Annotated in this window: 21 protein-coding genes and 1 tRNA gene; 9 read left to right on the top strand and 13 right to left on the bottom strand. The window is 64.6% G+C overall.

The window, feature by feature from the left end; all coding sequences use genetic code 11:
* Positions 1-109 precede the first annotated feature (109 nt).
* The 3 genes from GGI48_RS27550 (at position 110) to GGI48_RS27560 (ending at position 3,205) form a co-directional block, all read left to right on the top strand.
* Positions 110-874: an IclR family transcriptional regulator gene (locus tag GGI48_RS27550; RefSeq protein ID WP_179601030.1), complete on the top strand. Its 765-nt coding sequence runs from the start codon at positions 110-112 to the stop codon at positions 872-874.
* Between the two features lie 47 nt (positions 875-921).
* A complete protein-coding gene (locus GGI48_RS27555) occupies positions 922-2,139 on the top strand; it encodes an amino acid deaminase (protein ID WP_179601032.1) in 1,218 nt (405 codons plus the stop codon).
* Positions 2,140-2,287: 148 nt separating this feature from the next.
* The gene (locus GGI48_RS27560; RefSeq protein ID WP_179601034.1) at positions 2,288-3,205 is read left to right on the top strand and encodes a sugar kinase; all 918 of its coding nucleotides are present in this window, start codon (positions 2,288-2,290) and stop codon (positions 3,203-3,205) included.
* Positions 3,206-3,312: 107 nt separating this feature from the next.
* Here GGI48_RS27560 and GGI48_RS27565 read toward each other — a convergent pair whose 3' ends face one another.
* The 13 genes from GGI48_RS27565 to GGI48_RS31250 all read right to left on the bottom strand — a co-directional run bounded on the left by GGI48_RS27565 (position 3,313) and on the right by GGI48_RS31250 (position 20,465).
* Entirely contained in the window at positions 3,313-3,588 is a 276-nt protein-coding gene (locus tag GGI48_RS27565) for a peptidylprolyl isomerase (RefSeq protein WP_011061856.1), read from the bottom strand.
* Between the two features lie 49 nt (positions 3,589-3,637).
* Entirely contained in the window at positions 3,638-6,178 is a 2,541-nt protein-coding gene (locus GGI48_RS27570) for a PAS domain-containing sensor histidine kinase (RefSeq protein WP_179601036.1), read from the bottom strand.
* Positions 6,179-6,520: 342 nt separating this feature from the next.
* Positions 6,521-8,476 carry an acetoacetate--CoA ligase gene (locus GGI48_RS27575; RefSeq protein WP_179601038.1) on the bottom strand — a complete coding sequence of 652 codons (1,956 nt, stop codon included), beginning with the start codon at positions 8,474-8,476 and terminating at the stop codon, positions 6,521-6,523.
* Positions 8,477-8,678: 202 nt separating this feature from the next.
* Positions 8,679-9,452 (bottom strand): 3-hydroxybutyrate dehydrogenase, encoded by a 774-nt coding sequence (hbdH, locus tag GGI48_RS27580; protein WP_103742170.1) that lies wholly within the window; start codon positions 9,450-9,452, stop codon positions 8,679-8,681.
* A 7-nt stretch (positions 9,453-9,459) separates the two neighbouring features.
* Complete coding sequence (locus tag GGI48_RS27585) at positions 9,460-10,851, bottom strand: GntP family permease (protein ID WP_179601040.1); 1,392 nt, start codon at positions 10,849-10,851, stop codon at positions 9,460-9,462.
* 320 nt (positions 10,852-11,171) lie between these two features.
* Entirely contained in the window at positions 11,172-12,590 is a 1,419-nt protein-coding gene (locus tag GGI48_RS27590) for a sigma-54-dependent Fis family transcriptional regulator (RefSeq protein ID WP_179601042.1), read from the bottom strand.
* Between the two features lie 232 nt (positions 12,591-12,822).
* Positions 12,823-14,397 carry an ABC transporter ATP-binding protein gene (locus tag GGI48_RS27595; protein WP_179601044.1) on the bottom strand — a complete coding sequence of 525 codons (1,575 nt, stop codon included), beginning with the start codon at positions 14,395-14,397 and terminating at the stop codon, positions 12,823-12,825.
* A gap of 14 nt (positions 14,398-14,411) precedes the next feature.
* On the bottom strand, positions 14,412-15,434 hold the full coding sequence (locus GGI48_RS27600) for an ABC transporter permease (protein ID WP_179601046.1): 1,023 nt from the start codon (positions 15,432-15,434) through the stop codon (positions 14,412-14,414).
* Positions 15,434-16,495 (bottom strand): microcin C ABC transporter permease YejB, encoded by a 1,062-nt coding sequence (locus GGI48_RS27605; RefSeq protein ID WP_047304966.1) that lies wholly within the window; start codon positions 16,493-16,495, stop codon positions 15,434-15,436. The genes GGI48_RS27600 and GGI48_RS27605 overlap by 1 nt, the downstream gene beginning before the upstream one ends.
* Positions 16,495-18,357, bottom strand: a complete 1,863-nt coding sequence (locus tag GGI48_RS27610; RefSeq protein ID WP_179601048.1) for an extracellular solute-binding protein — start codon at positions 18,355-18,357, stop codon at positions 16,495-16,497. The genes GGI48_RS27605 and GGI48_RS27610 overlap by 1 nt, the downstream gene beginning before the upstream one ends.
* A 131-nt stretch (positions 18,358-18,488) precedes the next feature.
* Entirely contained in the window at positions 18,489-18,770 is a 282-nt protein-coding gene (locus GGI48_RS27615) for a peptidylprolyl isomerase (RefSeq protein ID WP_007924449.1), read from the bottom strand.
* 120 nt (positions 18,771-18,890) lie between these two features.
* On the bottom strand, positions 18,891-19,982 hold the full coding sequence (locus GGI48_RS27620; RefSeq protein ID WP_260620544.1) for a 3-deoxy-7-phosphoheptulonate synthase: 1,092 nt from the start codon (positions 19,980-19,982) through the stop codon (positions 18,891-18,893).
* Between the two features lie 348 nt (positions 19,983-20,330).
* The gene (locus GGI48_RS31250) at positions 20,331-20,465 is read right to left on the bottom strand and encodes a hypothetical protein (RefSeq protein ID WP_260620545.1); all 135 of its coding nucleotides are present in this window, start codon (positions 20,463-20,465) and stop codon (positions 20,331-20,333) included.
* Positions 20,466-20,623: 158 nt separating this feature from the next.
* Here GGI48_RS31250 and GGI48_RS27625 point away from each other — a divergent pair, with 158 nt between their 5' ends.
* The 6 genes from GGI48_RS27625 (at position 20,624) to GGI48_RS27650 (ending at position 25,203) form a co-directional block, all read left to right on the top strand.
* Positions 20,624-21,379, top strand: coding sequence for a carbon-nitrogen hydrolase family protein (locus tag GGI48_RS27625; RefSeq protein WP_179601050.1), 756 nt, complete (start codon positions 20,624-20,626; stop codon positions 21,377-21,379).
* On the top strand, positions 21,379-21,831 hold the full coding sequence (locus GGI48_RS27630; protein ID WP_103742165.1) for a GNAT family N-acetyltransferase: 453 nt from the start codon (positions 21,379-21,381) through the stop codon (positions 21,829-21,831). The genes GGI48_RS27625 and GGI48_RS27630 overlap by 1 nt, the downstream gene beginning before the upstream one ends.
* A gap of 171 nt (positions 21,832-22,002) precedes the next feature.
* On the top strand, positions 22,003-22,644 hold the full coding sequence (gene uvrY / locus GGI48_RS27635; protein WP_011061841.1) for a UvrY/SirA/GacA family response regulator transcription factor: 642 nt from the start codon (positions 22,003-22,005) through the stop codon (positions 22,642-22,644).
* Between the two features lies 1 nt (position 22,645).
* Positions 22,646-24,469 carry an excinuclease ABC subunit UvrC gene (gene uvrC / locus GGI48_RS27640; protein WP_103742164.1) on the top strand — a complete coding sequence of 608 codons (1,824 nt, stop codon included), beginning with the start codon at positions 22,646-22,648 and terminating at the stop codon, positions 24,467-24,469.
* Between the two features lie 32 nt (positions 24,470-24,501).
* On the top strand, positions 24,502-25,062 hold the full coding sequence (gene pgsA, locus GGI48_RS27645) for a CDP-diacylglycerol--glycerol-3-phosphate 3-phosphatidyltransferase (RefSeq protein WP_011061839.1): 561 nt from the start codon (positions 24,502-24,504) through the stop codon (positions 25,060-25,062).
* 65 nt (positions 25,063-25,127) lie between these two features.
* A tRNA-Gly gene (locus GGI48_RS27650) sits at positions 25,128-25,203 on the top strand.
* Positions 25,204-25,485 lie beyond the last annotated feature (282 nt).

Genomic DNA, 25,485 nt, shown 5'->3' on the forward strand with positions numbered 1-25,485 from the left:
CTCTAGGAGCTGGCTTGCCAGCGAAGGCGCCCGTGAGGGCGGCACGAGGCTTGAGGGCCTCTTCGCCGGCAAGCCGGCTCCTACGGGTCGATAGAGGGAGCGCAGGTAGATGAGCGAAGACAGCATCAAGCGCCGGGCCAAGGGCCTGGATCGGGCGTTCGATATTCTCGATTTCCTCAAGGAGATCGGCCAGCCGTTGCGGCCCAACGATATCGCCAAGGGCATCGGCAGCCCCAAGTCCACGGTCTACGAGCTGGTGGCGTCCTTGCTGGAGCGGCGGGTGCTGGAGCCGGTGGGCAAGGACGGGCAGGTGTACCTGGGCCGTCAGTTGTATTTTCTCGGGCAGGCGCACTTGCGTCATTTCGATCTGAGCCGCGAGGCCGATCAGGCTTTGCAGGAGATCGTCAGCCAGACCGGGGAAACCGCGCAGATGTGCCTGCTCAACGGGCGCAAATACACCGTGGCGCTGATGAAGGAAGGCGAGCGGCATTTTCGCATTTCCTCGGACATCGGCGAGAACGCGCCGATCCCCTGGACCGCTTCCGGGCGTTTGCTGCTGGGGCACATGAGCGATGCGCAGATTGCCGAGTTGATCGATGAGCGCGACTTCATCCTCCCCGATGGCCAGCGCTTACCGCTGGCGACCTTCCTGGAGGAAATCCGTCTGGCCACCGAGGAGGGGTTCTTTTCCTTCGACAGTGTCGCCGACACCTTTACCCATTGTTTTGCCGCGCCGGTGCGCGATGAGCGCGGGGTGTGCATCTGCACCCTGTGCATCGTCGCGCCGAGGGCCGATGCGCAGAGCAATTACCAGGCCTATCGCCGGGTGCTGATCGACAGCGCCAACCGGCTGGCCCGGCGTATCAACGATTGATGACTGTGTCGCGGCTGTGCGCAGCCGCCTTGATAAGGAGTGCCAACATGTCTTCTGCTTTGAATCTGCCCCTGGTGGAAAAGGGCGCCGCGGCCCACGCTGCGAGCTTGCTCAGCGACGTCAGCCTGCCGGCCCTGGTGCTGCACCGCGAGGCGCTGGAACACAACATCCGCTGGATGCAGAAGTTCGTCAGTGACAGCGGCGCGGAGCTGGCGCCCCACGGCAAGACCAGCATGATGCCCGCGCTGTTCCAGCGGCAGCTGGACGCCGGTGCCTGGGGCATCACCCTGGCCACCGCAGTACAGACCCGCGCCGCCTACGCCCATGGCGCGCGCCGGGTGTTGATGGCCAATCAGCTGGTGGGGGCGCCGAACATGGCGCTGATCGCCGAGCTGCTGGCGGACGCTGATTTCGATTTCTATTGCATGGTCGATCACCCGGACAACGTCGCCGACCTGGGGGCGTTTTTCGCCCAGCGCGGGGTCACCCTCAAGGTGATGATCGAGTACGGCGTGGTCGGCGGTCGTTGCGGCTGCCGCAGCGAGCAGGAGGTGCTGGCCCTGGCCAAGGCGATCCAGGCGCAGCCGGCTTTGGCCCTGTGCGGTATCGAAGGCTACGAAGGGGTGATCCATGGTGATCAGGCCATCAGCGGCATTCGCCAGTTTGCCGACTCCCTGGTGCGTCTGGCGGTGGATCTGCATAACGACGGGCTGTTTGCCATCGAGCGGCCGATCATCACCGCTTCGGGTTCGGCCTGGTACGACCTGATCGCCGAGTCGTTCGAGACCCACAACGCCAAGGGCCGCTTCCTTAGCGTGCTGCGTCCGGGCAGCTACATCGCCCATGACCACGGCATCTACAAGGAGGCCCAGTGCTGCGTGCTGGAGCGACGCAGTGATCTGCACGAGGGCCTGCGCCCGGCCATGGAAGTCTGGGCCCATGTGCAGTCGCTGCCGGAGCCGGGTTTTGCCGTGGTGGCCCTGGGCAAGCGCGATGTGGCCTACGACGCCGGCCTGCCGGTGCCGCTGCGGCGTTATCGCGCCGGGGCCGAGGCGGGCGCCGGGGATGATGTGACGGCGTGCAAGGTCACCGCGGTGATGGACCAGCATGCGTTTCTCACGGTGGCGCCGGGCGTGGAGCTGCGGATTGGCGACATCATTTCCTTCGGCACATCGCACCCCTGCCTGACCTTCGACAAGTGGCGCATCGGGCTGCTGGTGGATGAGCATCTGCGAGTGATCGAAAACCTGGAAACCTGCTTCTGACGCCTTCGCTGGCGATCCAGCGCCTGCACGGTGGGTGCAATACAGGATGTTGTAGGAGCCGGCTTGCCGGCGAAGCGGCCCTTGGATGGGGCGCAGGTCTTGCGCATGGCCTTCGCTGGCAAGCCAGCTCCTGCAGGGGGAGATGAACATGAATAACAAGAAACGCATCGCGGCCATCGGTGAATGCATGATCGAGCTGCAACAGGGCCATGACGGCAGCCTGCAACAGGGCTTTGGTGGCGATACCTTGAATGCGGCGGTGTACCTGTGCCGCGAGCTGGGGCCGCAGGCCCAGGTGGATTACGTCACCGCCCTGGGTTACGACAGCTTCAGCGATGCCATGTGCCAGAGCTGGGCCGAGGAAGGGATCGGCCTGGGAAAGGTCCAGCGCCTGCCCGGGCGGTTGCCGGGCTTGTATTGCATCCAGACCGATGCCCGGGGCGAGCGGCGCTTCTTGTACTGGCGCAATGAGGCGGCGGTGCGCGATTGCTTCAACACTGCGGCAGCCGGGCCGATCCTGGCCGATTTGCGCGATTACGATGTGCTGTATTTCAGCGGCATCACCCTGGCGGTGCTGGGGGAGTCGGGGCGCAAGAAGCTGATCGGCCTGCTGCTTGAGGCGCGCAATCGCGGGGCGCAGATCGTCTTTGACAACAACTACCGTCCCCGGCTCTGGGCCTCGGTGGAGCAGGCGCGAAACGCCTATCTGCAGGTGCTGGAGCAGGTGGACCTGGCGCTGTTGACCCTGGAGGACGAGCAGGCGCTGTTCGGCCATGACCATGCCCATGGCGTGTTTGCCGCTTACCCGAACATGGCCGAGGTGGTGATCAAGCGCGGGGCGGATTCGTGCCTGGTGCGTTGCGGCGGTGAGCACTACGAGATACCGGCGCTGCCGGTGGCGCGGGTGGTGGATACCACGGCGGCGGGGGATTCCTTCAGCGCCGCGTATCTGGCCTGTCGCTTGCGCGGTGGCAGCCCGGTGGCGGCGGCAGAGGCCGGACATCGGTTGGCGAGCCGGGTGATTCAGCATCCGGGGGCCTTGATTCCCCGGGAGGCCGGTTTGTAGAGCCGGCTTGCCGGCGAAGAGGCCGCTGAGTCGGGTGCCGGTCATGCCGGCGCGTTCGCTGGCAAGCCAGCTCCTACGGCGGGGAGGTACGGGCTGGGGCTGGGGCGTCAGTCGCGGAAGAACACCTGCACCAGGTGATAGCCGAACTTGCTCTTGATCGGGCCATGCACGGTGCGCAGGGGTTTCTTGAAGATCACCTGGTCGATGGCGCCGACCATCTGCCCCGGACGCACTTCCCCCAAATCGCCGCCGCGCTTGCCGGATGGGCAGGTGGAATACTTCTTGGCCAGCACGTCGAAGGCTTCGCCCTTGGCGATGCGCTGCTTGAGCTGTTCGGCTTCTTCGGCGGTTTTCACCAGGATGTGGCGGGCTTGGGCTTTCATGATGCGTGACCTGTAGCGGGAAATCGGCGGCCGCGGATTATGCCTGAATTCAGGCCTCGCAACCGATCATCTGGCGAATCTTCTGCGCCAGTTCTTCAATGGAAAACGGCTTGGCCAGCAGGTCCATCCCCGGCTCCAGGAAGCCCTGGCGCTCGGCGGCCTTTTCCGCGTAGCCGGTCATGAACAGCACCTTGAGCCCCGGGCGCTGCTGGCGGGCGATCTCCGCCAGTTGCCGGCCGTTCATGCCCGGCAGGCCGACATCGGTCACCAGCAGATCAACGCGCATTGGCGACTCCAGCAAGGGCAGGGCGCTGCGCGCGTCCTCGGCCTCGAAGGTGCGGTAGCCCAGTTCGTTGAGCACATTGAGCACCAGCATGCGCACCGCCGGGTCGTCTTCCACCACCACCACGCTTTCCCCGGCCAGGGCCTGGGGCGCTGGCTGGCTGCCGACCGGCTCCGGCGTTTCCAGGGGCGCGCTGTGCAGGCGCGGCAGGTACAGGCGCACGCAGGTGCCCTGGTCCGGTTCGCTGCTGATGGTCACGTGGCCGCCGGACTGCTGGGCGAAACCGTAGATCATCGACAGCCCGAGGCCCGTGCCCTGGCCGATGGGCTTGGTGGTGAAGAACGGATCGAAGGCCTTGGCCAGAATGCGCGGGCTCATGCCGGCGCCGTTGTCGCTGACCCCCAGCATCACGTAGTCGCCGGCCTTGACCGGCTCCAGGGTGCTGATGTCGCTGCCGTCGAGGTAGCTGTTGGCGGTTTCGATCAACAGCAAGCCGCCGTGGGGCATGGCGTCGCGGGCGTTGATCACCAGGTTGAGCAGGGCGTTCTCCAGCTGGCTGGCGTCGGTGTTGACCGGCCAAACATCGTCCGCCAGTTGCATCTGCAACTGGATGTGCTCGCCCTTGGTGTGGTTGAACAGCTCGTGCAGCGAGCGCACCAGCTGGTTCGGGTCCAGGGGCCGGCGGTCCAGGGACTGGCGACGGGAAAAGGCCAGCAGGCGATGGGTCAGCGAGGCGGCGCGCTTGGCCGAGGACATGGCGGCTTCGGTAAAACGACCGATTTCGTCGCTGCGACCGTTGTCGATGTAGCGCTGCATCAGATCCAGGCTGCCGATGATGCCGGTGAGCATGTTGTTGAAGTCGTGGGCGATGCCGCCGGTGAGCTGGCCCACGGCTTCCATCTTCTGCGCATGGCGCAGGGCGTCTTCGGCGCGCTCGCGCTCGAACATCTCGTTCTGCAGGCGCTGGTTGGCGGTGGCCAGGGCCTCGGTGCGCTGGTTGACTCGCTCTTCCAGGGTTTCGTTGAGGTTGCGCAGGGCTTCTTCGGTCTGCCGGCGTTCAGTCTCATCGATGACAAAGATGTAGAAACCATTGACTGCGCCGTCGGCGCCGTAGCGTGGCAGGTACTTCATCAGCGCATGGCGCGGACGGCCGTCGCGGTGCGGCGAATTGGCCTCGAAGCTGCACGGCGTGCCGGCCAGGGCCGCCTGGATGTTCTCGACGCGGGTGGCGTAGATCTCGTCCCCCACCACTTCGCGAATGGTCTTGCCGTACAGCTCCTGCGGGGTCAGGCCGTACCAGTCCAGGTAGGCGCTGTTGTTCAGGCGAAAGCGCTCCTCGTGGTCGACGTAGCCGATCAGGACCGGCATGGCGTTGATGATCAGTTGCAGCTCGGTCTGGCTCTGGCGCAGGGCCTGTTCCATCTGCTTGCGTTCGGTCAGGTCCAGGGCGGCGCCGAGAAAGCGCGTGGGACGGCCATGGTGATCCTTGTAGCAGCGGCCCCGGGCGAACACCCAGCGCACCTGGCCGTCGGCCAGTTGCAGGCGGTATTCCTCGGCGTATTCGCTGCCCTGGGTGATGCAGTGCTTGATGCTGCGGGCCACCGTGGCCCGGTCTTCCGGGTGCACGCCCTTGAGGTATTCACTGATGGGCAGTTGCCGGGACCGCTGCGGGTCGACGCTGTGCAACTGGGCAAAGTGGGCGTCGGCGATGAAGCGGTCTTCGCCGATGTCCCAGTCCCAGGTGCCCACCGCGTCGGTGGCCGCCAGGGCCAGTTGCAGGCGCTCTTCGGTTTCGTGCTGGGCCCGCAGGCTGGCCTCGGAACGCTGTTGCAGCTCCAGGGCGATGCGCCGGCGCTCGTTGGTTTCGATGGCGGTCACCAGGATCCCGGCGACGTCGCCGCGCTCGTTGCGGATCGGGCTGTAGGTCAGGTCCAGCCACAGGTCGTGCGCGGTGCCGTCGCTGCGTTGCAGGCTGAAGCGCTGCTCGCTGAAGCTGCGCACCTGGCCGTTGAGCACCGCGCGGTAGACCGGGTCGGTGAAGTCCATCAGCTCCGGCCAGATCAGGTGCGCCGGCTGGCCGAAGGCCTGGGGGTGCTTGTTGCCCGCCAGCAGGGCGAAGCCGTCGTTGTAGATCTGGGTCAGCTCGCCGCCCCACAGCAGCAACATCGGCATCGGCGAATGAATCACGATGTCCACCGCGGTGCGCAGGCTCTGGGGCCATTGGCCGGAGTGACCGAGGGCCGTGGCCGACCAGTCCAGGCGGGCAATCAGGGTGGCGGCTTCGCTGGCGGAATGGGGGGCATTCATGTCGGGTGTGTCCTGGGCGCTGCGGTGTTACGCGGCAAGGTCATGGCTCGCGTACTGGAAAAGTCGCATGGACATGCCGTGCATATTCAAACGGATGGATTGTAGGCGCTTCTGGCGGGGTTATTTTCACCTGCTTTTGCGGCAGATGACCAGTCTAGAGGGGCTGAACGGTCCCTGTAGCCGCTGCCGCCGGCTGCGAACGCTTTGGGCGGCACTGCGTCGCAGGAAGCGCAGCTCTTGAGATCGCTGAAGGCCCTGCGGCCCTTTGCGCAGCCTCGCGGGCTCGGCAGCGGCTACAGGTCCTGCGCCGCGAAGGGCTGCGTCGGCGGTGGTTGGCCGTCGTCAGTGGCGCAATTCCTCGCGGTCGCGGAACTGCTCCAGGGCCTCGGGGTTGGCCAGGGCGTCGGTGTTTTTCACGGGGATGCCATGCACCACGTTGCGCACCGCCAGTTCGACGATCTTGCCGCTGATGGTGCGCGGGATGTCGGTCACCGCGAGGATCTTCGCCGGTACATGGCGCGCCGTGGTGTTGTCGCGGATCACCTGGCGGATCCGTTGCTGCAATGCTTCATCCAGCACCACGCCGTCCTGCAGGCGCACGAACAGCACCACCCGCACGTCGTGCTCCCAGCTCTGGCCGATGGCCAGGCTTTCCAGGACCTGTTCCAGTTTCTCCACCTGGCGGTAGATTTCCGCGGTGCCGATGCGCACGCCACCGGGGTTGAGCACCGCATCGGAGCGGCCGTGAATCAGCCAGCCGCCATCGGCCAACTGCTCGGCGTAGTCGCCCTGGGCCCAGACCTCGGGGAACAGGCTGAAGTACGAGGCCTTGAGCTTGCTCTGGTCCGGGTCGCGCCACAGGCCCACCGGAATGCTGGGGAAGTGCCGGGTGCACACCAATTCGCCTTTTTCGCCGAGCACCGGCTGGCCCTGGTCGTTCCACACTTCGATGGCCATGCCCAGGCCCTTGCCCTGCATCTCGCCCCGGCGCACCGGCTGGATCGGGTTGCCGGCGACGAAGCAGGCGACGATGTCGGTGCCGCCGGACATCGAGGCCAGGCACAGCTCGCTCTTGATCTCGCGGTACACGTAGTCGTAGCTCTGTGGCGACAGCGGCGAGCCGGTGCACAGCAGGGTCTTCAGGCTGTCCAGGCGGTGGCTGTGGCGCGGCCGGCTGCCGGCTTTTTCCAGGGCCGCCAGGTACTTGGGGCTGGTGCCGAAGACGTTGATGGCTTCGCGGTCGATCAGGTCGAGCAGGTGCTCGTTGCTCGGGTGGAAGGGCGAGCCGTCGTAGAGCACCAGGCTGGCGCCGGTGGCCAGGGCCGACACCAGCCAGTTCCACATCATCCAGCCGCAGGTGGTGTAGTAGAACAGCCGCTCGCCGGGGCCCAGGTCGGTGTGCAGGCCGTGTTCCTTGAGGTGTTGCAGCAGTACGCCGCCGGTGCCGTGGACGATGCACTTGGGCACCCCGGTGGTGCCGCTGGAATAGAGGATGTACAGCGGGTGGGCGAAGGGCACCGGGACGAATTCGGGTTCGCCGCCGGGCTGATAGAAGTCGTCCCAGAGGCTGATCCGGGCCTGGGTACGGTAGTCCTCGACCCGCGTCTGCGGACGGGCGTAGGGCACGATGAGCAACTGCTCCAGGGACGGCAGGCGTTCGAGGATTTCATTGACCTTGGCGGTCTGGTCGATGTCCTTGTCGGCGTAGCGATAGCCGGCGCAGGTGAGCAGCACCTTGGGCTCGATCTGGCCGAAGCGGTCGATCACCCCCTGGGTGCCGAAATCCGGCGAACAGCTGGACCACACCGCGCCGAGGCTGGTGCTGGCGAGCATCGCCACCAGAGTCTGCCAGGTGTTGGGCATGCAGGCGGCGACCCGGTCGCCGAGGCCGACCCCGGCCGCCCGCAGGCTGCATTGCAGGCCGGCGACCTGGGCCGCCAGTTCGGCGTAGGTCAGCTGTTCGCGCTGGCCGTTTTCGTTGATCGCCACCACCGCCACCGCGTCGTCCCGGCGCTTGAGCAGGTGCTCGGCGAAGTTCAGCCTGGCCCCTGGAAACCACTGCGCGCTGGGCATCTGCGGGCCTTCGCGGAGCACGCATTCAGCCGGCTGGTGGAAGCTGACCGCGAAGAAGTCGACGATCGCCTGCCAGAAGCTTTCGCGCTGGTCGATGCTCCACTGGTGCAGGCTGGGGTAGTCGCTGATATCCAGGCCGTGGCGCTGATTGATGAAGCGGCGAAAGGCGTCGATGCGCGTCTTGTCGATGCGCTCGGCGCTGGGTTGCCAGAGAATGTCGGACATGCAAGGCCTCTATTTCTTCTTATGTTGGGTGGTGCTCTGCCGCTGTTTGTGGCGAGGGAGCTTGCTCCCGTTCGGCGGCGCAGCGGTCGCAAACCAGGCGACCGTGTTTTTTGGCTGAATCTCGGTTGCCTGGTTTTAGGGCCGCTGCGCGCCCCAGCGGGAGCAAGCTCCCTCGCCACACAAAAAGGGCGCATGGACAGGTTTACTGCGCCAGCCAGCCGCCGTCGATGTTCCAGGCCGCGCCGCGCACCTGGGCGCCGGCTTCGCTGCACAAAAATAGCACCAGCTCGCCCAGTTGCGATGGGGTGACGAACGCCAGGGACGGCTGCTTTTCCGCCAGCAGGTCATGCTGGGCCTGTTGCGGATCAATGCCCGCGGCGACACGATCGTCGATCTGCTTCTGCACCAGCGGGGTCAGTACCCAGCCGGGGCAGATGGCGTTGCAGGTGACGTTGCTGGTGGCGGTTTCCAGGCCCACCACCTTGGTCAGGCCGATCACCCCGTGCTTGGCGGCGACGTAGGCGGCCTTGCCCACCGAGCCGACCTGGCCGTGCACCGAGGCGATGTTGACGATCCGTCCCCAGCCTTTGGCGCGCATCCCCGGCAGCCCCAGGCGGGTGCTGTGGAACACCGAGGACAGGTTGATGGCGATGATCGAATCCCAGCGCTCCACGGGGAATTCCTCCACCGCCGCCACGTGCTGGATGCCGGCGTTGTTGACCAGGATGTCGACGCCGCCGAATTCCCGTTCGGCGTAGGCGAACAGCTCGGCGATCTGCGCCGGGTCGCTGACGTCCGCCGGGTGATGGCCAACCTGGCCGCCGAATTGCCCGACCTCGGCGATGGCCTTCGAGGCGTCGCCAAAGCCGTTGAGAATCAGCTTGGCCCCGGCCTTGGCCAGGACCAGGGCGATGCCCAGGCCGATGCCGCTGGTGGAGCCGGTGACCAGGGCGGTCTTGCCAGAAAGAGTGTTCATGAATACCTCACACGATGCCGGTGGCGTAGAAAGTGGCGATCACCACGAAGACCGCCAGGGTCTTGATCAGGGTGATGCAGAAAATGTCCTTGTAGGCTTCGCGGTGGGTCAGGCCGGTGACCGCCAGCAGGGTGATCACCGCGCCGTTGTGCGGCAGGGTGTCCATGCCGCCGCTGGCCATGGACGCCACCCGGTGCAGCACTTCCAGGGGAATGTTGGCGGCGTGGGCGGCGCTGATGAAACTCTCGGACATGGCCGCCAGGGCGATGCTCATGCCGCCGGAAGCCGAGCCGGTGATGCCCGCCAGCAGGGTTACGGTAATGGCTTCGTTGACCAGTGGGTTGGGGATGCTTTTCAGCCAGTCGGCCAGCACCAGGAAGCCCGGCAGGGAGGCGATCACCGCGCCGAAACCGTATTCCGAAGCGGTGTTCATCGCCGCCAGCAAGGCGCCGCTGACCGCGCTTTTGCTGCCTTCGGCGAGTTTGCTGCGAATCGCCGAGAAGCCACATATCAGCACCATCAGGATGCCCACCAGCAACGCCGCCTGCACCGCCCAGATGGCGGTCAGCTTGGCGATTTCGCTGGTCACCGGTGTTGCCATGCCCGGCAGGCTGAGGCTGTGGGTCTTGCCGTACCACTGGGGAATCCAGTGGGTGAACAGCAGGTTCATGATGCCCACCAGCAGCAGCGGCGACAGCGCCAGCCAGGGGTTGGGCAGCTTCAGGTCTTCGGCGGTTTCCGGTTCGTTGCGCAGTTCGGTGCCGTAGCCTTCGCCGGCCTTCTGCGCCTTGTTGCGCTGGCGCTGGAGGAACAGCATGCCGGCGCAGAACACGAAGATGGTGCCGATCACCCCCAGCCAGGGCGCGGCCCAGGCGGTGGTGTTGAAGAAGGTGCTGGGGATGATGTTCTGGATCTGCGGGGTGCCGGGCAGGGCGTCCATGGTGAAGGAGAACGCGCCCAGGGCGATGGTCGCCGGAATCAGCCGCTTGGGGATGTTGCTCTGGCGGAACATCTCGGCGGCGAACGGGTAGACCGCGAACACCACCACGAACAGCGAGACGCCGCCGTAGGTCAGCAAGGCGCAGACCAAAACGATCACCAGCATCGCCTGGCGCGTGCCGAGCAGGCGGATCGCGGCCGCAACGATGGAGCGGGAGAAGCCCGACAGCTCGATCAGCTTGCCGAACACCGCGCCCAGCAGGAACACTGGGAAATACAACTTGATGAAGCCGACCATCTTCTCCATGAACACCCCGGTGAAGGCGGGCGCCACGGCGGACGGATCGGTGAGCAGCACCGCGCCGAGGGCGGCGATGGGGGCAAAGAGGATGACGCTGTAGCCACGGTAGGCCGCGAGCATCAGCAGCGCCAGGGCTGCCAAGGCAATGATCACACTCATGGTGTGTCTCTCCAGGATTGTTATTGTTGTCGGGTGTTGCGTGTGGAGAGCGTTATAGCGAGAACTGTGCCAGGTGGTTAACTTGTTGAAATATAAGTGTTTTTTAGATATTTCAGATGTGATTTATCCGGATTTTCTCTGATTTGAGACAGTGTGGCGAGGGAGCTTGCTCCCGCTGGAGTGCGCAGCACTCCTCATGTCGGCCACCGGGTTGTGTCAGAAAGACCGCAATCACTGGGTTTAGGGCCGCTACGCGGCCCAGCGGGAGCAAGCTCCCTCGCCACAAAAGCGGCTGTCTCTAAAAGTGGATTTATGTCTTGTTATTGAGACTCGGCAATCCCCAGGGCCGCCATCTTCTTGTACAGCGTGGAGCGCCCCAGCCCCAGGCGCCGGGCTGCTTCTTCCACTTTGCCGGCGCATTGGGCCAGGGTGGCGCTGATCAATTGCCGGTCGAAGCGTTCCCGGGCTGCGGCGTAGGTTTCCTGGCTCGGCGCCTCGGCCAGCAGCGGGGCCGCATTGCGTTGCAGCGGGCTGAAGCTGCCAATCGCCGCGCGAATGTCCGCGGCACCCAGCATCAGGTCGTCGCTGAGCAGCGCCGCCCGTTCCAGCACGTTGCGCAGTTCGCGGATATTCCCCGGCCAGGCATGTTGCGCCAGCAGGGCCAGGGCTTCGCTGTCCAGTTCATGCTGGCTGCGCAGCTCTTCGAGAATCCCCTCGCTCAGGGCCGGCAGGTCGTCCAGGCGTTCGCGCAGGGCCGGCACCTGGATCGGCAGCACGTTGAGCCGGTAGTACAGGTCGGCGCGGAACTCGCCGCGCTTGATTGCCGCTTCAAGGTCGGTGGAGGTGGCGGCGATGATCCGCACATCGCTGTGGATCACTTCGTTGGAGCCCACCGGTTCGAATTCCTTCTCTTGCAGCACCCGCAGCAACTTGCTTTGCAGGGGCAGGGGCATGTCACCGATTTCATCGAGGAACAGGCTGCCGCCCTGGGCGATCTGCAACTTACCGGCGCGGCCCTTGCGGTCGGCGCCGGTAAAGGCGCCGGGGGCGGTGCCGAAGAACTCCGCCTCCAGCAGCGCCTCGGGAATCGCCGCGCTGTTGATGCTGACAAAGGGCTTGTGCGCCCGCGGCGAGGCGGCGTGGATGGCCTGGGCCAGCAATTCCTTGCCGGTGCCGGTTTCGCCTTGCAGCAGGATCGGCGATTCGGCGCTGGCCCCGCGTCGGGCGCGGCGCTTGACCTCCAGGCTGGCGGCGCTGGTGCCGATGAAATGGGCGAAGTTGTACTTGGTCTGCCGGGCCCGCAGCAGGGAGCGGGTGGAGGCCAGTTCCTCCTGCATGCTCAGGTAGCGCTTGAGCATGGGAGACAGGCTGCGCAGCTCATCGAACAGGGCAAAGCCGATGGCGCCGATCACCGTGCCGGCGTCGTCGTGGATCGGCAGGCGCATCACCACCAGCGGCTCCTTGGGGGTGTCCTGCATGTCCAGCAGGATGGGGCGACCGCTGCGTACCACTTCCCGCAGCAGGCTGCCGGGGATCACGCTTTCGCAGGGCTTGCCGATGGCGAAGGCGGCCGATTCAAGGCCGAAGCGCCGGGCGTAGCGCTCGTTCATCCAGACGATATTGGCGTCGCGGTCGACGATTACCGTGCCTTCGCTGGACTGCTCGATGATCTCGAACAGCGAGCGGATCGCCAGTTGGCGCACACGCTGGTAATCCTTGAGGCTTTCGCTGTCGTTCATGGCGGCATCCTGAAAATGGGCGCGCCGATTATGCCGCAGTCTGCCCCGGTTGTTGCGTTGTAGCCGCCGCCGAGCCTGCGAGGCTGCGCAAAGGGCCGCAGGACCTTCGGCGGTCTCAAGGTCGGCGCCTGCTGCGCAGCCGTTCGCAGCCTGCGGCAGCGGCTACAGAAGGTTGCGGAACTGGCTGCTGTCGAGCCTTGGCGAGGCTGCGAAAAAGGGCGGCGGCGACAGGTCAACCGGGGTGGGCGGCGGCCAGCAGTTCCTGGGTGTAGGGGTGTTGCGGGTTGGCGAACACTTCGTGGCTGGCGCCGCGCTCCACCACCTGGCCGTCCTTGATCACGATCATGTCGTGGGCCAGGGCCCGTATCACCGCCAGGTCATGGCTGATGAACAGGTAGGTCAGGCCGTACTTTTCCTGCAGTTGGCGCAGCAGGGCCACCACTTGTTTTTGCACGGTGCGGTCCAGGGCCGAAGTCGGTTCGTCCAGCAGGATCAGCGCCGGTTTCAGCACCAGGGCCCGGGCAATGGCGATGCGCTGGCGTTGGCCGCCGGAGAATTCGTGGGGGTAGCGGTGGCGGCTGTCGGGGTCGAGGCCGACTTCTTCCAGGGCACGGATCACTTGTTCGTCGCATTGGCGGGCGTCGTACTGGCTGTGCACTTCCAGGCCTTCGCTGATGATCTGCGCCACCGACATGCGCGGGCTGAGGCTGCCGAAAGGGTCCTGGAACACCACCTGCATCTGCTTGCGCCAGGGCCGCAGTTGCTTCTGGTTGAGGCCGTCCAGGGCCTGGCCCTGGAAGCGGATGCTGCCTTGGGAGTCCAGCAGGCGCAGGATCGCCTGGCCCAGGGTGGACTTGCCCGAGCCGGACTCGCCGACGATGCCCAGGGTCTTGCCTTGCTCCACGCTGAGGCTGATGTCGTCCACCGCGCGCAGGTATTGCTTGCGCCGGAACAGACCGCCGGCTATCTGGAAATCGACGCTGAGATGGTTCACCTCCAGCACGGTTTCGCGGCTGTCGCGGCACAGTGGCCGGCCTTCGGGCTCGGCGTGCAGCAGTTCGCAGCTGTAGGGATGTTGTGGGGCGTTGAACAGGGTGTCGCAGTCGGCCTGTTCGACGATTTCCCCGGCCTTCATCACGCACACCCGCTGGGCAATGCGCCGCACCAGGTTGAGGTCGTGGCTGATCAGCAGCAGGGACATGCCCAGGCGCTGTTGCAAGGATTTGAGCAGCAGCAGGATCTTGCGCTGCACGGTCACGTCCAGGGCGGTGGTGGGTTCGTCGGCAATCAGCAGCTCCGGCTCGCAGGCCAGGGCCATGGCGATCATCACCCGCTGGCGCTGGCCGCCGGAGAGTTGGTGCGGGTAGGCCTTGAGTCGCTCCCGGGGTTTCTGGATGCCCACCAGTTCCAGCAGTTCGAGGATCCGCGCCTGGGCTTCCTTGCCCCCCAGTCCCCGGTGCAGGAGCAGGGTTTCGCCAATCTGCTTCTCCACGCTGTGCAGCGGGTTGAGGGAGGTCATGGGCTCCTGGAAGATCATGGCGATGCGGTTGCCGCGCAGTTTTTGCAGGGTCGCCGGATCGCAGCCCATCAGTTCCTGGCCGCGGTAGCGCACGCTGCCGGAGCTGCTGCAGCCGGTCTGTGGCAGCAGTTGCAGGATCGAGTGGGCGGTCACCGATTTGCCCGAGCCGGACTCGCCCACCAGGGCCAGGCATTCGCCGGGGCGGATGTCCAGGCTCAGGTCGCGGACCACGGTCTGGGCGCCGAAGGCGACGTTTAGCTGGCGGATTTCGATGAGGTTGTCAGTCATTTCTACAGTCCGCTTCAAGATCGTGGATCAAAGGCATCGCGCAGCGCCTCGCCGATAAACACCAGCAGCGACAGGATCAGCGCCAGGGTGAAAAACGCCGTCAGCCCCAGCCACGGCGCCTGCAGATTCTGCTTGCCCTGGCCGATCAACTCGCCCAGGGAAGCGCTGCCGGCGGGCATGCCGAAGCCGAGGAAGTCCAGGGCGGTGAGGGTCGAGATGGCGCCGGTGAGGATGAACGGTAGGTAGCTCAGGGTGGCGTTCATCGCGTTGGGCAGGATGTGCCGCAGGATCACCTTGCGGTCGCTCAGGCCCAGGGCCCGGGCGGCCTTGACGTATTCCAGGTTGCGTCCACGGAGGAACTCGGCGCGCACCACGTCCACCAGGGCCAGCCAGGAGAACAGCGCCATGATCCCCAGCAGCCACCAGAAGTTCGGCTCGACAAAGCCCGAAAGAATGATCAGCAGGTAGAGCACCGGCAGCCCGGACCAGACTTCCAGCAGGCGCTGGCCCAAAAGGTCGACCCAGCCGCCGTAGTAGCCCTGCAGGGCGCCGGCGGTGATGCCGATCAGGGCGCTGATGGCGGTCAGGGCCAGGGCGAACAGGATCGACACCCGGGCGCCGTAGATCACCCGTGCGGCCACGTCCCGGGCCTGGTCGTCGGTGCCCAGCCAGTTGACCTGGCTTGGCGGGCTGGGGGCCGGCTGGGTCAGGTCGTAGTTGGGCGTGTCTTCGCTGAAGGGGATCGGCGGGAACAGCAGCCAGCCGCCGTCCTTGCGGATCAGTTGCTGCACGTAGTCGCTGCGGTAGTCGGCCTGGAACGGCAGCTGGCCGCCGAATTCCTGCTCGGTGTAGCGCTTGAACACCGGGAAGTACAAAGAGCCCTGGTAGCTGACCACCAGCGGTTTGTCGTTGGCGATCAGCTCGCCGCCCAGGGTCAGGATGAACAGGCCGATGAACAGCCACAACGACCACCAGCCACGGCGGTTTTGCTTGAAGCGGTCCAGGCGTCGGCGGGCCACGGGAGAAAGCTTGAGCATCAGGCGTTCCTCGCGGCGAAGTCGATGCGCGGGTCGACCAGGGTGTAGCACAGGTCGCCGATGAGTTTTATCAACAGGCCGAACAGGGTGAAGATGAACAGCGAGCCGAACACCACCGGGTAGTCCCGGGATACCGCGGCCTCGTAGCTCATGCGCCCCAGGCCGTCGAGGGAGAAGATCACCTCGATCAGCAAGGAACCGGCGAAGAACACGCTGATAAAGGCCTGGGGAATCCCCGACACCACCAGCAGCATGGCGTTGCGGAACACGTGGCCATAGAGCACGCGGCGTTCGCTCAGGCCCTTGGCCCGGGCGGTGACCACGTACTGGCGGGTGATCTCGTTGAGGAAGGAGTTCTTGGTGAGGATGGTCAGGGTGGCGAAGCCGCCGATCACCAGCGAGCTGACCGGCAGCACCAGGTGCCAGAAGTAGTCGGCGATCTTGCCTAGGGTGCTCAACTGTTCGAAGTTGTCCGACACCAGACCGCGCACAGGGAACCAGTTCAGCGAGGTGCCGCCGGCGAACAGCACGATCAGGAACATGGCGAACAGAAAGGCCGGCATGGCGTAGCCGATGATGATCGCGGTGCTGCTCCAGATGTCGAAATGGCTGCCGTGGTGCACCGCCTTGCGAATCCCCAGGGGGATCGACACCAGGTAGGTGATCAGGGTCGCCCACAGGCCGAGGGAGATGGTTACCGGCATTTTTTCCAGGATCAGGTCGGTGACCGTGGCGCCACGGAAGAAGCTCTTGCCGAAGTCCAGCCGGGCGTAGCTTGTGAGCATCAGCCACAGGCGTTCATGGGCCGGCTTGTCGAAGCCGTACTGTTTCTCGATGTCCTGGATCAGTTTGGGGTCCAGGCCGCGGCTGGCCCGCGAGCCGCTGCTGCTCATGGCATCGGCGGAGCCGCCGACCGCACCGCCGCCGATCCCTTGCAGGCGGGCGATGGCCTGTTCCACCGGGCCGCCGGGGGCGGCCTGGACGATGACGAAGTTCACCAGGAGGATGATCAGCAAAGTCGGGATGATCAGCAGCAGGCGCCGCAGAATGTAGGCCGGCATCAGTGGCGCCCTCCGGGTTGGCCGCGGCGGATCCGCTCGGCGGCCATTTGTTCATTGGTCAGCGCGGTGCTGCTGACTTCCCACCAGCTTTCGATGGCTTCGTCGTTGCTTGCCGGCACCTTGGGCATGCCGAAGCGGTTCCACCACACCGTGGAGGTGCCGGGCGGGTAGTAGTTGGCGATCCAGTAGTAGTTCCACTGCAGTACCCGGTCCAGGGCGTGGGCGTAGCGCAGCATCTCCGGCTGGCTGGTGGCCTTCACCAGGCCGCGGAGCAGGCTGTCCACCGCCGGGTTCTTCAGCACCATGTAGTTGTTGGAGCCCGGATCGTTGGCCGCCGCCGAGCCGAAGTAGTTGTACAGCTCCATGCCCGGCGAGGTGGTCACCGGGTAGCCGGTGACGATCATGTCGTAGTCCCGGGCCATCAGGCGGTTGACGTATTGCGAGGGGTCGATGCGGCGGATGTTCAGGCTGATGCCGATCTGCGCCAGGTTGCGCTTGTAGGGCAGCAGCAGGCGTTCGATGGAGCCTTGGGTGATGAGGAAGGTAAAGCTCAAGGGCTCGCCTTCGGCATTCACCAGCTTGTCGCCCTCGGCTTTCCAGCCGGCCTGTTCCAGCAGGGCCAGGGCTTGCAGTTGCTTGTCGCGGATCACGCCGCTGCCGTCGGTTTTCGGTGCTTCGAAGACCTGGGTGAAGACTTCGTCGGGGATCTGCCCGCGCAGCGGTTCGAGGATCTTCAGCTCCTCGGCGTCCGGCAGGCTGCGGGCCGCCAGCGGGGTGTTGGAGAAGAAGCTCTGCTGGCGGATGTACAGGTTGCGCATCATCTGCCGGTTGCTCCACTCGAAATCCCAGAGCATGGCCAGGGCCTGGCGCACCCGGCGGTCCTGGAATATCGGCCGGTCGAGGTTGAACACGTAGCCCTGGGCCGGTTGCGGCGCCGACTGGGCCAGGTGGGCCTTTTGCAGGCGGCCGTCGCTCAGGGCCGGGCTGTCGTAGCCGATGGAATAGCCGGTGGCGGAGAATTCCCGGTTGTAGTCGTAGGCGCCGCCGCGCAGCACCTGGCGGGCGACGTCGATGTCGCCGAAGTACTCGACGCTGAAATGATCGAAGTTGTACAGGCCGCGGCTCACCGGCAGGTCCTTGCCCCACCAGTCGGGGTTGCGGGCGAAGGTGATGCTGTTGCCCGAGTCGACCTTGGCCACCCGGTAGGGGCCGCTGCCCAGGGGCGCTTCATAGCCGCCGCCATTGGCGAAGTCGCGACTCTTCCACCAGTGTTCGGGGAACACCGGCAGGGTCGCGATATCCAGGGGCAGGGTGCGGTTTTCGTTGCTCTTGAAGTCGAAACGCACCACCCGCGGCGATTCCACGGTGACGCCTTTGACGTCCTCGAACTGGGTGCGGTAGCGCATGCTGCCCTGGGTCATCAGCAGGTCGTAGCTGTAGCGCACGTCTTCGGCGGTGATCGGCGTGTTATCGGCGAAGCGTGCCTTGGGGTTGAGGTAGAAGCGCAGCCACAGGCCGTCTTCCGCGCGCTCCATCTTTTCGGCCACCAGGCCGTAGACGGTGTAGGGCTCGTCCAGGGAGCGCAGGGCCAGGGGTGAATAGACCAGGCCGTCGAGCTGGGACACGCCGATGCCCTTGTCTATATAAGGCAGCACATGGTCGAAACGGCCGATCTCGATGGCCGAGCGGCGCAGGGTTCCGCCCTTGGGGGCCTGGGGATTGACGTAGTCGAAGTGGCTGAAGCCCTGGGGGTACTTGGCCGGTTCGCCGTAGACGGTCATGGCGTGTTGCGCTGCTGCCTGGGCGCCCGCGGCGCCGAGCAACAGGGCGGTAAAAAGTACGGTGGGGAAAAGCAGTCGCATTGTCAGCCTTACGAGCCGGGTGATCGATGACCACGATTTGTACGCTAGCGGCCTGTGACTGGCCAGCCGCTTTTACAAGCGCAACGGCCCACCAGGAGGCGGGCCGTTGAGCAGACGCAAGCGCGAGGGGATCAGTCCTGGCGGCTGGTGACTTCCAGCAGGTGGTAGCCGAACTGGGTCTTCACCGGGCCTTGCACGACGTTGACCGGAGCGCTGAACACCACGGTGTCGAATTCCTTGACCATCTGGCCCGGGCCGAAGGAGCCCAGGTTGCCGCCGTCGCGGCTGGATGGGCAGGTGGAGTTCTTTTTCGCGACTTCGGCGAAGTCGGCGCCGGCTTCGATCTCGGCTTTGAGTTCGTTGCACTTGGCTTCGCTGGCAACCAGGATGTGACGGGCAGTGGCTTTGGCCATGGATGTTGCTCCTTTCAAGAAAGTTGAGAGCCTACCGGATTCAGGTGGCTATTTCTTGTCAAAGTTCCTGCAAAGCGTTGCCGCCCGGCGCTTGCGCGGGCGGCGGGTGTGGGGCGGTGCTCAGGCGGGGACGGCAGCGACCTTGCCTGCCTGCTGCAGTTGTTGCGCGGCAGTGCGCAGCAATTGCTCGGTGGCGGCCCAGCCCAGGCAGCCGTCGGTCACGGACACGCCGTAGCGCAGCTGGCCGCTCAGGGGTTGGCAGCCTTCGAACAGGTGGCTTTCCAGCATCACCCCCATCAGCGAGCGATCGCCTTGCAGGCGTTGCTCCAGTACGTCGTTGAACACTGCCGGCTGGCGTAATGGGTCCTTGCCGCTGTTGGCGTGGCTGCAATCGACCATGATCCGCGCCGGGATCTTCAGCTTGTGCAGGTCGCGCTGGACCTGGGCCACGCTCTGGCGATCGTAGTTCGGGCCGCTGTGGCCGCCGCGCAGCACCAGGTGGGTGTCGGGATTGCCCGAGGTCTGGATGATCGCCGGGTGGCCCTGGCTGTCGACGCCGAAGTGACGGTGCGGGTGCGCCGCCGAACGCATGGCGTCACAGGCGATGGCGACGCCGCCGTCGGTGCCGTTCTTGAAGCCCACGGGCATTTCCAGGCCGCTGGCCATTTCGCGGTGGATCTGCGATTCGGTGGTGCGGGCGCCAATCGCGACCCAGCTCAGCAGGTCGTCGAAGTAGCCGGCGGCCATGGGTTGCAGCAGTTCGGTGGCGATCGGCAGGCCCAGGCGCAGCATTTCGCGCATCAGTTCCCGGGACAGGGTCAGGCCGCCGGCCATGTCGTCGCTGCCGTCCAGGTCCGGGTCGTAGGCCAGGCCTTTCCAGCCGACGGTGGTGCGGGGCTTTTCCACGTAGGCGCGCATCACCAGGAGCATCTGCTCGCTGACCTCTTCGGCCAGGCGGGCCAGGTTAGCGGCGTATTCCAGGGCCGATTGCGGGTCGTGGATGGAGCAGGGACCGACGACCACCAGCAGGCGTGGGTCGCGACCTTCGAGAATGGCGCGCACCACCAGGCGGTGGTTGGCAACTTGCTGGCTCAAGGCCTGGGACAACGGCAGTTGCTGCTTGAGCTCCAGGGAGCTGGGCAGGCGCCGGGTCAGGGGTTCATTGGCGCTGACTTGGGCGGACAGGGGCAGAGCGGATACGGACGAGTTCATGTGCGGTCTTCCTGGGCGGGCGGCGGGATATGCCCCGCGCGCGGCCCTACTGGGGTGTTCGACAATTGGCCGTACTGGCCATCAGTGTGCAATTGCCACCGGTAGGTGACCGATCGGAGGCGGCAGGCTGTCCCGAGCGGAGGCTGCTAAATCGCCAGGCGGAAAACATGTCGTAGCGGTAATAGGTGGCGTAGTTCATGGGGCAATCCTCGGTAAGTTCGGTGTGTTGCGTAAAAGTCGTGGTTAAAAAACGTCGAGCCTGAAAAAACAAAACCCCCGGTCGGGAGGCCGACCGGGGGTTGAGATTTCTCTGGTAGGCGACCCGTTAAAGTGGGCGCCGGTTGGGTATCAGGCGCGCCAGTGGCTAAACCAATACCCAAAATAAAAGTTGACCGGAGCCAGGGTGCCGTTGACCCAGGCCGCCGCAACCGAACGCAGTGCGCTGGCGGTGTGGCGATGCAGGAAAAGGGTCTGGGACAGCATGGGGTTTCTCCGTGAAGTGGGGCGAGCTTACTAGAGGCCAGGGCCGCGATTCAATCAGTAATTTCTATGGACGCTGTTGTCTCGGGCGATGGATTAAGCCCAGCCAGGATTTATGCCACACTCGCCGCTCCCCCTCGTTGCCCCGCCCAGGAATCTCCATGACCGTGCTGACCCTCGCTGCCGCCCAATCGGTGTCCATTGCTGGTGACTGGCTGGGGAATCTGGCCCGGCATCAGCATCTGATGCGGCTGGCGGCGCAGCAGGGAGTGCAGGTTCTGGTGTTTCCCGAGCTGTCCCTGACCGGTTATGAGCCACAGTTGGCCGCGCAACTGGCGCTGGCCCCGGATGCCCCGCAACTGCAGCCGTTGCGGGATCTGGCCCGGGAGCTGCAGCTGACGGCGGTGGTGGGCTTGCCGATTCGCCTGGTCGAGGACGGGCCGGTGATGATCGGGGCGCTGGTATTGGCCGCCGATGGCTCGTTGGCGCTGTACAGCAAGCAGCATCTGCATGCCGGGGAGGAGCGCTTTTTTGCCCCGGGCAGCGGCGGGGCGCCGCTGCAACTGGGGGAGGAAAAGCTGGCTCTGGCGGTGTGTGCGGATTTTTGTCAGGCCAGTCATGTGCAGGCCGCGGTGGCTGCCGGTGCCGGCATCTATGCCGCCGGGGTGCTGATCAGCGAGGGCGGTTATGCCGCCGACAGCGCCTTGTTGCAAGGCTATGCCCGGGACTACGGCATTGTGCTGCTGATGGCCAATCATGGCGGTCCCAGCGGAGGCTGGGCCTGTGCCGGGCGTAGCGCGATCTGGGGCCGTGACGGCCAGTTGCTGGGCGCCGTGGAGGGGGTTGGCGAAGCGCTGCTGATTGCCCGCTGCGTTGCCGGGCAATGGCAGGCCCAGGTTTTGCCGGTGGCCGGCTGATGAATGCACTGCAATTGCGTCCGGCGTCAGCGGCCGACCTGACCTTCGCCCGGGACCTGACCCGCTCGACCATGCTCGGCTATTACATTCGCAATGACCTGCTGTGGCTCGATGAGGCGTTCGATGTGGCCTGGGCCGGTCGCGAGAACCTGCTGATCTGCCAGGCAGGCGAGGTGCTGGGCTATGTCAGCCTGAGTCGGGACCTGCGGGCCCTTTATATTCGTGAATTGCACGTGCTGCAGGCCTGGCGCGGGCGCGGGGCTGGCGCCTGGACCCTGGCGCGGCTGCTGGAACGGGCGCGCCAGGAGCACCTTGGTCTGTTGCGCCTGACCGTGTTCAAGGGCAACCCGGCGCAGCGTCTTTATGAACGGATGGGATTGACGGTGGTGGGGGAGGAGGAATGTTTCTGGCGTATGGAGCGTCCAACTGTCGCAGGCCCCGGACCTGGGTAGATGACCCCGGGCGGCCGGGGCCTTGAGCCGCAACGCCGTGTGCTGTGTGGCAGGCGGCGGCGCTTTATCGCTCGCTGATGAATTTTATATAGCGCTTGTGATTAGGTTTGTACGGCGCTTTTTTGCTAAGGTGTCCGGCAACCTTTAAAGACCAAATCGCGAGGTGTCTGCTTGATTAGGGTGCTAGTAGTCGATGACCATGATCTCGTTCGTACGGGCATTACACGAATGTTGGCTGACATCGATGGCCTGCAAGTAGTCGGGCAGGCGGAGTCAGGGGAAGAATCCCTGCTCAAGGCGCGGGAGCTGAAGCCCGATGTCGTCCTGATGGACGTCAAGATGCCCGGGATCGGAGGTCTTGAAGCCACGCGCAAACTGCTGCGCAGCCATCCGGACATCAAGGTCGTGGCGGTGACTGTCTGCGAGGAAGACCCGTTTCCGACTCGCTTGCTGCAAGCCGGCGCAGCGGGCTACCTCACCAAGGGCGCGGGCCTCAACGAAATGGTCCAGGCGATTCGCCTGGTATTTGCCGGTCAGCGTTACATCAGCCCGCAGATTGCCCAGCAACTGGTCTTCAAATCGTTTCAACCTTCCAGCGACTCGCCGTTCGACGCTCTGTCCGAGCGTGAGATTCAGATTGCGTTGATGATTGTCGGCTGCCAGAAAGTGCAGATCATCTCCGACAAGCTGTGTCTGTCGCCGAAAACCGTGAACACCTATCGCTATCGTATTTTCGAGAAGCTCTCGATCAGCAGCGATGTCGAGCTGACGTTGCTGGCGGTTCGTCATGGCATGGTCGATGCCAGCCTCTGAAATGACCGACCTGTTTGATCCCAGCGCTTTTCTTTCTACCTGCAGTGGCCGTCCTGGCGTGTATCGCATGTTCGACAGCGATGCACGCTTGCTGTACGTCGGTAAAGCCAAGAACCTGAAAAACCGCCTGTCCAGCTACTTCCGCAAGACCGGCCAGGCACCGAAGACCGCCGCCCTGGTGGCGCGTATCGCCCAGATCGAAACCACCATCACCGCCAACGAGACAGAAGCGCTGTTGCTGGAGCAGACGCTGATCAAGGAATGGCGGCCGCCCTACAACATTCTGCTGCGCGACGATAAGTCCTATCCCTATGTGTTCCTTTCGGACGGTGATTTTCCGCGATTCAGCATCCATCGCGGGGCGAAGAAGCAGAAGGGCAAGTACTTCGGGCCTTACCCCAGCGCCGGCGCCATCCGCGAAAGCCTCAGCCTGTTGCAGAAGACCTTCATGGTTCGCCAGTGCGAGGACAGCTACTACAAGAACCGCACGCGGCCTTGCCTGCAGTACCAGATCAAGCGTTGCAAGGGGCCTTGTGTCGGCCTCGTGGAGCCTGAAGTGTATGCCGAGGATGTGCGCCACTCGGTGATGTTCCTGGAAGGGCGCAGCAATGCCCTGACCGATGAACTCTCCAGCGCCATGGAAGCGGCCGCCGGCACCCTGGATTTTGAAAAGGCCGCCGAACTGCGGGACCAGATCTCCCTGCTGCGCCGGGTCCAGGACCAGCAGAGCATGGAAGGCGGCACCGGCGATGTGGATGTGGTGGCCGCGTTCGTCAACCCGGGCGGCGCCTGTGTGCACCTGATCAGCGTGCGGGGCGGGCGGGTGCTGGGCAGCAAGAACTTCTTCCCCCAGGTGGGTATCGAGGAAGACGTGGCGCAAGTCATGTCGGCCTTCCTCGGCCAGTATTTTGTCAGCAGCCCGGAGCGCGACCTGCCCTCCGAGCTGATCGTCAACGTGGTGCATGAAGACTTCCCGAGTCTGATCGCCGCCATTGATGAATTGCGCGGTCGCGAGCTGACCATCAGTCACCGGGTCCGCGGCACCCGGGCGCGCTGGCAGCAACTGGCGGTGACCAATGCCGAACAGGCCCTGAGTGCCCGCCTGGCCAACCGTCAGCATGTCGCGGCGCGATTCGAAGCCCTGGCCGAAGTGCTGAACCTGGACGAGCCACCGCAGCGCCTGGAGTGCTACGACATCAGTCACTCCAGCGGCGAGGCCACCGTGGCCTCCTGCGTGGTGTTCGGTCCGGAAGGGCCGCTGAAATCCGATTACCGGCGCTACAACATCGAAGGTGTCACGGCTGGCGATGATTATGCGGCCATGCATCAGGCCCTGACCCGACGCTTCAGCAAGCTCAAGGAAGGCGAGGGCAAGCTGCCGGACATCCTCCTGGTGGATGGCGGCAAGGGCCAGTTGTCCATGGCCCGTGACGTGCTCAACGAACTGGCGGTGCCGGACCTGATCCTCCTTGGCGTCGCCAAGGGCACCACGCGCAAGGCCGGTTTCGAAACCTTGTACCTCAATGATGCGGCCCACGAGTTCACCCTCAAGGGCGATTCCCCGGCTCTGCATCTGATCCAGCAAATCCGCGATGAGGCTCACCGCTTCGCGATCACCGGTCACCGTGCCCGACGCGGCAAGACCCGACGCACCTCGACCCTGGAAGGGGTGGCGGGCGTCGGGCCGAAGCGTCGACGTGATCTCCTTAAACATTTTGGTGGATTGCAGGAACTGTCCCGTGCCAGCATCGACGAGATTGCCAAGGCACCGGGAATCAGTAAAAAGCTCGCAGAGTTGATTTATGCAAACCTGCACAGCGAGTAGAATGCCCAATCACCTCGTAGCCAGTTGTGCCGATGAATATCCCGAATCTGATCACCGTTCTACGCGTCCTGCTCATCCCGATTTTCATATTGCTGTTCTATTTGCCCTATAGCTGGAGCTACATGGCAGCCAGTTCAGTGTTTGCCTTCGCGGCCGCCACGGACTGGCTGGACGGGTACCTGGCGCGACGCCTGCAGCAGAGCACGCCGTTTGGCGCGTTCCTCGACCCTGTGGCCGACAAGCTGATGGTGGCGGTGGCCCTGGTGCTGCTGGTGCAAGAGCATCACAACCTGTGGCTGACCTTGCCCGCCGCGGTGATCATCGGTCGTGAAATCGTCATCTCGGCGCTGCGCGAGTGGATGGCCGAGCTCGGCGCCCGCGCGCAGGTGGCGGTATCTAACATGGGCAAATGGAAAACCGCGGCGCAGATGCTGGCGTTGGTGATTCTCCTGGCCAACCCTTCGGATTTCAGCTTCTGGGTGCTGGTGGGCTACGCCTTGCTGCTGGCGGCGGCGGGCCTGACCTTGTGGTCCATGCTGCAGTACCTGCGGGCCGCCTGGCCGCACCTGAAAACGGACAACGAGAAAAAATAAGTTTTTTTGAATCAAAGGCTTGACGCGCATTCGGATTTCTATAGAATGCGCAACACCAAGACGTTGCGGGAATAGCTCAGTTGGTAGAGCACGACCTTGCCAAGGTCGGGGTCGCGAGTTCGAGTCTCGTTTCCCGCTCCAAACATAGCGCTGTAGAGTTCCACGAATTCTGCAGCGGTCGCAAAAAGGACCTTCGGGTCCTTTTTGCGTTTCTGCGGTTTCAACTCGAATCCAGCACCCTCCAGTGCTTTTAAGTCCAGTATTGAGTCCTTCTAAAAAGGCTTGAATCCGAGCAAGCGCTGAATCGGTTTGTTACTGGAGCGGTGCGAGCATCGCGATCAGCATCCGGCCCCTGACTCTGTTCAGGGGCTCACGATGGCACTCTCGGATGAGGTACGTGCGTTGGTTGCCCATGGCGTCAAT

Source organism: Pseudomonas protegens, from assembly GCF_013407925.2.
GTDB classification, from domain to species: Bacteria; Pseudomonadota; Gammaproteobacteria; order Pseudomonadales; family Pseudomonadaceae; genus Aquipseudomonas; species Aquipseudomonas fluorescens_AP.